This window comes from Sporolactobacillus kofuensis, assembly GCF_024125425.1.
Classification (GTDB): Bacteria; Bacillota; Bacilli; order Bacillales; family Sporolactobacillaceae; genus Sporolactobacillus; species Sporolactobacillus kofuensis.
On the sequence record NZ_JAMXWN010000008.1, the window covers coordinates 146,571 to 153,693 of the forward strand.

A 7,123-nucleotide genomic window follows, 5' to 3' on the forward strand; every position below is an offset into this window, starting at 1 on the left:
AGTACGCTTGTAATCATTAGATCACTCCGTTCGTCCTGCTTTATTATCCAAATCATCAATGACCAGGAGCATCGGCTTCTTATAATCGCCGCGAATGATAAGATCAGTCACTTCATAACTTTCTGATTGTGTATGAAGCGGTACCGATGGAGCTTTGTCGAGATAATCAATTAAATCAGCGATCTGTTGCTTAGTCATAAAAATGTGTTGCGTCTTGCCGTCTTTGCATATAATCAGAACTTGCTTGAATGATGCCATGTTCATAATGCACCTTCCTCAAGCTCTGGCTTCAGCTTCTCGACAACGAATGCCTCGAGCTTGATTAATTGTGCCTTAGCCCGTCTCGCCTCATCGTATTGATCATCAGCAAACCGCTTATTTGATTCGCAGTCCTGTCGGAGATATTCAAGCTGCTGTTTCAAATCGTTGTTCTCTGCAACCAATTTTCCAGTCTCGAATTCAGCTTCTTTCTTCTCTTTGCACAGCTGATGGATCTCACTTTCAAGATCATTCGTAACATGGGATAATTCCTCTTTAAGATCCCTTTGAATCTGAGTGTTTTCATCTTCTGCTTTCATCCGCCGTCCATTCGCTTCATGGAGTTGAGCAGTCAGTTCATCAATATTGCCCAGCAGCTTGTCCTTCATGACCTTGTACTCGGCATCTGTTTTACTCGATGTGGGAACTGTACTTTGTTTGCCGGCGAGTTCCTGCTTAAGCTGTTTTATTTCGGCATTTGCGACTTTTAACTTATCGCTCATCTTCTTGCTTACTTTTGCATTTGGAGAAGGTTTATTACCCGGCTTAGGACCGCTCATTGGAATATCCAGCAATTCCTCTGCATACTGCTTTTTCCAAGCCTTGAGTTCATTACGATCGATGCCCTTCTCTAGGCAGATTTTGGTGTCTGTTTTGAATGTTGTACGCAAATTTTTATAATCCTCAACTGTCATTTCCAAGTGGACCACCTCCGAATGGTTCAATTGATTTCCCAAGTGCCGCATTTCCTGATGTGACGAACAATCTTTGCAAATCGTTTCAGGACTGACACGGTTGCCCTTGTGGAAAATCTGATTTTTAGGGCAGCCCTTGCATCCGTCTAGCAGGCCACCAATGCGTGTGTATATGGCTATTCTCGAATTCATATGCACACCTTCAAACCGTCGCCGCATGTTTCCGGTCAAGATTACAAAACTTTCCATACTCCTTGATAAATGCCATATCCACGGTTCCAACTGGGCCGTTACGTGGTTTGGCCACAATGATTTCCACAATGTTCTGCTTCTCGGATTCCTTGTTGTAATAGTCATCGCGGTAGAGAAACAGAATCATATCCGCATCCTGCTCTATTCGCTCGGAGTCTTGCAAATCACTCATCATTGGACGCTTGTCCTGCCGCTGCTCGACACCACGAGACAGCTGGCACACGAGCAGCACAGGCAGATTAAACTTTCTAGCCATCCGTTTTAAGCCTTTGGTAATCGCACCAATTTTCAAGTCATTCCTCTCAAATTTTCCCGGTACATCGATAAAGCTGAGGTAATCGAGAATCACCAAATGCTTGTGATTCGGGTATTTTTTTAATGACTTGCGAACCTCAGAACGAACGCTCATTACCGTTGGGCTTGAGTTCTCATGAACAGAAATTTTTATGTCTTCATAATGGCCAATAGCGTTTGTTATTTTTTGAACATCCAGGTCGTTCATGAATCGCTTTGGATTCTTCCATTTCCCGCCGCTGACGGAGCCAAGTGCCGACAAGATACGCTGCAGGACCATTCGCTTTGGCATTTCCATGCTGAATAGGTCAACGACAACATCCTGTTCGCCTGCAGCTATTCCGATGTTTATAGCCAATGCTGATTTTCCGACAGAGGGCCGTGCCGCAACGATGATCAATTCTCCGTCCTGCAGTCCGCTCGTCATCTTGTCTAGCTCAGTGCTGCCAGTTGTGATGCCTGATAGTTCACCTTGCTCTTGACCGAGACTGTCCATCAACTCGATAAGAACCTCACGATCAGAAGGTTCTTCACTCGTTGCCGCAGTCTCGTCGATCATGGCATCAATTTCCTGAGATATTTCAGCCAGCTTGTCCTCGTCCGGGTTGTCTACGAATGACGTCATCTTTTTATGTGCCCTTCGCAGCAGGTAGCAATGGTGAACAAGTGCTTGATAATCGTCAAAGTTGGCTGTCGTCGGTATGGAATTGGCTAGCTCTGCAAGATAGCTTGTCCCGCCACACTGCTGGACGGTGTCCCCAAGCTCGGAAACGATTGTCACAACATCGATCGACCGCTCTTTATCTCGCAATCTTTCAACGGCTCCGAAAATGAGCCTATGAGCTTCTCTGCTGAATTCGTCTGCGGTTAGGATGCATTCATCCGCTAAACTAGATTCATAGAGAATGGAACCAAGGACGGCCTGCTCTGCTTCGATATTTTGCAAAGTATTATTCATCGCCAATCACCCCAAGTCTTTCAAACAGCCCTCTTGCTTTCTTCCAGTCCGGCGGGTTCGCCTTTGCTTCAGCTTCCCATTTTTGCATTTGTTCCTCCTGTAGCTGGAATCCATCTTTAGGCTTGAGCTTCACAAGAATATCTGCCGGCATCGGAGGCTTTCGGGCATGGGCAGGATTGGTAATATATTCATAAAATCGCTGAAACGTCAGCTCGTAATCTGCATCTTTTGCAACGTGAATCCAAATATCCATGTACATTTCGTCGCGTTCCACGAAGGAATACATTCGAGCTATTCGCTTGGTGAGTTCAATCACCTGGTCCGTCGTCACCGTTCTGATACCTCCTCCGAATCTCTTCTTCTGCCTGTCGCTCACGTTCGAGTTTCTTAGTTACAAAATCATTTGGGCTGCGACTGTTGGCTTGCTGTGCTTCTTCCTTTTTCCTTTTCCAGTCTTCAAGGTATTCCATACGCAAACGGCTGAATTGTTCCCGCAGCTTGCCTGTAGATAAAATGTTTTTATGCCAAAATGCATCATCCTGGCACCAATCAATCACTTTATCAATCTCGTTGTAAGGCCTGTTGTCTCGTTCCATCATGAGTCGAATATCATTTGCCCACTTCTCTAAATTTGGTTGTCGATAATTTGGATCACGTTCTCGTATTCGTTTTAATAACTTTTTGGCTAATGCCATCTGCATGTCGTCAAACTTGTTTGCACGACGAGAATCTTTTATATCTTTTTCTTTATCTTTATCTAGTTCTTTATCTATATCTGTTGCGTGACTGTCACGTGACGTCACACTATCATCATGTTTTTCCTGTTGTGAAGGCGTTTCTTGAGGATTGGGTAATTGTTTTTGACGTTCCCGCTGCTTTTGCTTACGTATACGATTTTGCTCGCGTACTTTGTCCATACCTTCGATGTTCTGGTAAACTTCCCAGTTTTTAATGCGAATCGTTTCGTCCTCAGTGATCTCAATCATCCGATACCGTTTGAACGTCTCTAAGGCAAGGCGAACTGTGTTTAGTGGCCGATTAAATAATGTCGCAAGGTCTTCCGTTGATAGTGGAACATTCTCCGTCAGCATGATATATCCGCCAGCATTTGCTTTCCCCGCGTGAGCAAGCAATTTCACCCAAATGATGAGGATAGTATCCGCATCCGGAAGTTTCTCAATCAGTCTTATCTTGTCATTCTCAAACATATCGGTATTCAATTTGACCCAAGTAATATCAGCCATGGCTGAGCACACCTTTTTCAGATATAGCATCATCAACTTCATTCAAGTGATCTTTAAATTGTCGCTGAAGTTCAATAATTTCCCTCTGATTAGCCAAATTCTGCGTGTTATTTAAAGCGATTTCCATCATATCCATGAAGTCAGCATTAAGCTTATCTGTATTCATCTAACTGCCTCCCGTAGATTCGCAAACGTTTGCGATTAATAAGATTCCCTCGAATTTGAGGGGATTTATCTTCCGCCATCATTGTGCTATAATGGCGGAAGTTGATTTTTGATAGATTTTGAACTTTGAGTCATCCGCCTTTGCAGAGGTGGACGGCTTTTTCGTTTCTTTTACAACGCGTTTCAAAGAAAGAAATTCCTTAGGTTCCTTAAGTGTTTTTGCAAAACTCTTGTTTTCCCATTCCATGTCGTGAGCCATACCGCTTACATACGCGTTGAAGTACTTTGCTTGCTGATCCTTGATCCATTCAAGAAATCGTGGCCGCGGATCTTCATGATGCGAAATAAGTGTTTGCTCGAGCTCAAAGAAGCTCATAAGCAGTTGTGCAGCCTTTTTTGTTTTCACGGATACATTTGCAAACCGTTAAGGTAAAACATCGATAAGATCAACACATGATTGATAACCGTATTGATTGATAGATTCATTGCTTTCATCCCCTTTGTTTAGTCACTAAATGCAAGACCTGATAACTTCCACTCGCGGTCGTTAACTCAATCTCATTGTTCAAATTCTCAAGATCTTCAATCACGTTTTGAAGCGTCATCTCTAGCCACTCTTCACGATCAGCATTTTTCATTTCAGGAAGCTCTTTCTTCCACTCTTCAAAATCCGACTTTTCAATCTTGAAGAAAGATGCAGTATCTGCAATGGCTTTTATCTTTGACTTAATAATCAAAAGCTTATCCTGTTCCAATTCGGTCACACTTCCACTCCATAATGAATGGCAAAATCTTTGACCACAGCCAAGTACACTTCAATTAAGCGCTTGTCATCCGCAATCACATCAACTTTGCTGAGCTTGTCCCGTTGAGATTGGCTCGCTCCTTCATCAGCCATCCGCCGGCGTTTATTGATGAGACGGATATCTAGATTAAATCCCCCGCGACGATCGACTTCCTTGTAAATTTCTGTTCGCACATTCCTAAATGCATCGAATTCGTCCCGCTTTAAGGCAATTTTGCTGATGATCTTTTGCGTATCCTGCCGCCAGTTATCCGGTCTCTTAACCCCCCACTCAACGCATCATTCTGCGCCCGTATCTTCCCTACAAGCGCCTGCTCAAGCGCGTTGATTTCAAGTTGCAGTTTTTCACGCTCCACACTGTCAGTCATGCGGCTGAGTTGATGCTGCAGCTCGTTCAGCTTGCCCACCATTTGATTCTTGTCCATCAGCCTGCGGCCTCCTTTTTTGTTCGCTGCCATTTATGCCTGCGATCGTATCGCAAAATATCGCCAAAATACTTTTCCAGGAATTCTTTCATCCCTGAAGCAATGAATTTCCACATGTCCCCCATGCATTCCGGATAATAGACAGGACCACCGTTTTCAATATCGAGAACAGAACGATACTCCGGACGCATTAAAATATTTTGTAGTAACCACTTGCGGCCATAACCAGTCGCCTGCTCAAGGTCTTTCATGGTCCACCAAATTTTATCTGGCATCATCGGTTCCCCCTCTCATTTCGTAATTCAAGCGGTTTTACTCTCATCATTCTCAAATAAATATTCAAGATCTAGATCTGGAAAGAAATGACGTTTGATCTTAAGTGCATCATTAAACGAAAAGTCGTAATGACCGTTTAATTTATCGCTGATTGTGGCTTGTCTTACGCCAAGCATCTAGGCAATATCCGCGTACTTAATGTCCTTGCGGATCATTTCGGCTTTCAAGTTTCTTAGCAATTTTATGGCCTCCTTTCGATACTCAATTTCGTATCACAAGATTATAATATTCTCATTTTCGTATTTAGTCAATCGTATAGTTGTATTAAATTACTCAATTTCGAATTTAATAGTTTACATTGCAATTAAATAAGATATAATAATACTATAAATACGAAATAGCGTATGAAAAGGTGGTAAATCCAATGGACGCTAGGACTGAATTGATTAGAAAGATGATTAAAGAACAAGAGCCAAATATGAAGGCGTTCGCAGAAAAGATAGATATTCCTTATACAACATTACACTCAATGCTAGAACGGGGAATTGGCAATGCATCCGTCGATAATGTAATAAAGGTTTGCAAAGGATTAGGTATCACTACTGAGGAATTAGAAAGAATGGCGAATTCTGATTCTATAAATGATATTCAATTAAATAAAAAAGACGAGCGGGATATACAGAAGGAATTGAAGAAAATGATTGATGGAATAGCAAGTAATTCGGGGTATGCAGCATTTGATGGTAATTCAATTGATGACCTAGACCCAGATGATAAAGAATTACTAATATCATCATTAGAAAATTCCTTAAGAATAGCGAAAAAATTAGCAAAACAAAAATTCACTCCTAAAAAATATCGCAAAGACAGGTGAATTAAATGGATCCATTCGAGACATCTAGATTAGTTAAAAGAAGTATGATACTAATTCTCCGTTTGTTCTGGCTAAACGTCTAGGCATTGATATTGAGTACCAGATTCTTGGCAATATTCTTGGATATTACACTAAAAATTTTAGGATAAAAATGATTCATATTAACGAAACGGCAGGCGATCATAAGAAAGAATTCATTTGCGCTCATGAATTAGGACATGCAATTATGGACCCCGACACTAATACTTCGTTTTATAAAAAAACACTTTTTTTGTATGCGATAAAAAGGAATTAATCGCCAATTATTTTGCTATTGATTTCTTGTTCTATCAAGATCTTATTGATGGATCAATAAGCCTTGATGATGCACTTAATATGTACGGGGTTCCTAAAGGTTTTCTAATGAAAATATATCAAGAAAGGGGTTGAACATTAATGGCAATGATACAGCAGCTGAAAAATGGAAACTGGGAATATCGGGTACGGTACCGCGTAGGCGGGACGCAAAAAGAAATCCGCCGGCGGGTCCGAACAAAAAAAGAAGCCGTCAAAGCGGCGAATGAAATGGAAAATAAGGTCTTTAAAGGCTATGACGTGCAAGGCGGGAACATTCTTTTCGGGGCGCATATGCGTGACTAGTATGAAACCTTTCGCAAAGGTGAACATAGTGGCTACAATGACGAAGAGATCGAACGATCGGTTAGATTCGCAGAACGCTTTTTTCCTGGTGTCAAAATGAAAGACCTGACGCGCAACATGTATCAGCGAGCGATCAGCACGTATGCAGCGACCCATGCAACAGCCAGTGTGCGCAAGATGCATATGTACATGAAGGACTGTATCCAGGATGCACTTCAGGAAGGCCTGATCTTTAAAG

15 protein-coding genes are annotated in these 7,123 nt (G+C 42.2%); 3 read left to right on the forward strand and 12 right to left on the reverse strand.

Features of this window, described 5'->3' with window-relative positions; genetic code table 11:
- Window positions 1-21 precede the first annotated feature (21 nt).
- The 12 genes from NIE32_RS08435 to NIE32_RS08490 form a co-directional block, all read right to left on the reverse strand.
- A complete protein-coding gene (locus tag NIE32_RS08435; RefSeq protein ID WP_253054778.1) occupies window positions 22-264 on the reverse strand; it encodes a hypothetical protein in 243 nt (80 codons plus the stop codon).
- A complete protein-coding gene (locus NIE32_RS08440; protein WP_253054780.1) occupies window positions 261-1,145 on the reverse strand; it encodes a hypothetical protein in 885 nt (294 codons plus the stop codon). Before NIE32_RS08440 ends, NIE32_RS08435 begins: the two co-directional genes overlap by 4 nt.
- A gap of 10 nt (window positions 1,146-1,155) precedes the next feature.
- The gene (locus tag NIE32_RS08445) at window positions 1,156-2,457 is read right to left on the reverse strand and encodes a replicative DNA helicase (protein ID WP_253054782.1); all 1,302 of its coding nucleotides are present in this window, start codon (window positions 2,455-2,457) and stop codon (window positions 1,156-1,158) included.
- Window positions 2,450-2,788 carry a replicative helicase loader/inhibitor gene (locus NIE32_RS08450; RefSeq protein ID WP_253054784.1) on the reverse strand — a complete coding sequence of 113 codons (339 nt, stop codon included), beginning with the start codon at window positions 2,786-2,788 and terminating at the stop codon, window positions 2,450-2,452. The genes NIE32_RS08445 and NIE32_RS08450 overlap by 8 nt, the downstream gene beginning before the upstream one ends.
- The gene (locus tag NIE32_RS08455; RefSeq protein ID WP_253054786.1) at window positions 2,766-3,701 is read right to left on the reverse strand and encodes a phage replisome organizer N-terminal domain-containing protein; all 936 of its coding nucleotides are present in this window, start codon (window positions 3,699-3,701) and stop codon (window positions 2,766-2,768) included. The genes NIE32_RS08450 and NIE32_RS08455 overlap by 23 nt, the downstream gene beginning before the upstream one ends.
- Complete coding sequence (locus NIE32_RS08460; protein WP_253054788.1) at window positions 3,694-3,867, reverse strand: hypothetical protein; 174 nt, start codon at window positions 3,865-3,867, stop codon at window positions 3,694-3,696. The genes NIE32_RS08455 and NIE32_RS08460 overlap by 8 nt, the downstream gene beginning before the upstream one ends.
- 78 nt (window positions 3,868-3,945) lie before the next feature.
- Complete coding sequence (locus NIE32_RS08465) at window positions 3,946-4,272, reverse strand: hypothetical protein (RefSeq protein WP_253054790.1); 327 nt, start codon at window positions 4,270-4,272, stop codon at window positions 3,946-3,948.
- A gap of 85 nt (window positions 4,273-4,357) precedes the next feature.
- Window positions 4,358-4,630, reverse strand: coding sequence for a hypothetical protein (locus NIE32_RS08470; RefSeq protein ID WP_253054792.1), 273 nt, complete (start codon window positions 4,628-4,630; stop codon window positions 4,358-4,360).
- Window positions 4,627-4,845 carry a hypothetical protein gene (locus tag NIE32_RS08475; protein WP_253054794.1) on the reverse strand — a complete coding sequence of 73 codons (219 nt, stop codon included), beginning with the start codon at window positions 4,843-4,845 and terminating at the stop codon, window positions 4,627-4,629. Before NIE32_RS08475 ends, NIE32_RS08470 begins: the two co-directional genes overlap by 4 nt.
- 29 nt (window positions 4,846-4,874) lie before the next feature.
- Complete coding sequence (locus tag NIE32_RS08480) at window positions 4,875-5,096, reverse strand: hypothetical protein (protein ID WP_253054796.1); 222 nt, start codon at window positions 5,094-5,096, stop codon at window positions 4,875-4,877.
- Window positions 5,096-5,374 (reverse strand): DUF771 domain-containing protein, encoded by a 279-nt coding sequence (locus NIE32_RS08485; RefSeq protein WP_253054798.1) that lies wholly within the window; start codon window positions 5,372-5,374, stop codon window positions 5,096-5,098. The genes NIE32_RS08480 and NIE32_RS08485 overlap by 1 nt, the downstream gene beginning before the upstream one ends.
- Window positions 5,375-5,398: 24 nt before the next feature.
- Window positions 5,399-5,548: a hypothetical protein gene (locus NIE32_RS08490; RefSeq protein WP_354327250.1), complete on the reverse strand. Its 150-nt coding sequence runs from the start codon at window positions 5,546-5,548 to the stop codon at window positions 5,399-5,401.
- Window positions 5,549-5,796: 248 nt separating this feature from the next.
- Here NIE32_RS08490 and NIE32_RS08495 point away from each other — a divergent pair, with 248 nt between their 5' ends.
- The 3 genes from NIE32_RS08495 to NIE32_RS08505 all read left to right on the forward strand — a co-directional run bounded on the left by NIE32_RS08495 (window position 5,797) and on the right by NIE32_RS08505 (window position 6,885).
- Entirely contained in the window at window positions 5,797-6,246 is a 450-nt protein-coding gene (locus tag NIE32_RS08495; RefSeq protein ID WP_253054800.1) for a helix-turn-helix domain-containing protein, read from the forward strand.
- Window positions 6,247-6,361: 115 nt separating this feature from the next.
- A complete protein-coding gene (locus NIE32_RS08500; RefSeq protein ID WP_253054812.1) occupies window positions 6,362-6,541 on the forward strand; it encodes an ImmA/IrrE family metallo-endopeptidase in 180 nt (59 codons plus the stop codon).
- Window positions 6,542-6,681: 140 nt separating this feature from the next.
- Window positions 6,682-6,885 carry an Arm DNA-binding domain-containing protein gene (locus NIE32_RS08505; RefSeq protein ID WP_253054802.1) on the forward strand — a complete coding sequence of 68 codons (204 nt, stop codon included), beginning with the start codon at window positions 6,682-6,684 and terminating at the stop codon, window positions 6,883-6,885.
- Window positions 6,886-7,123 lie beyond the last annotated feature (238 nt).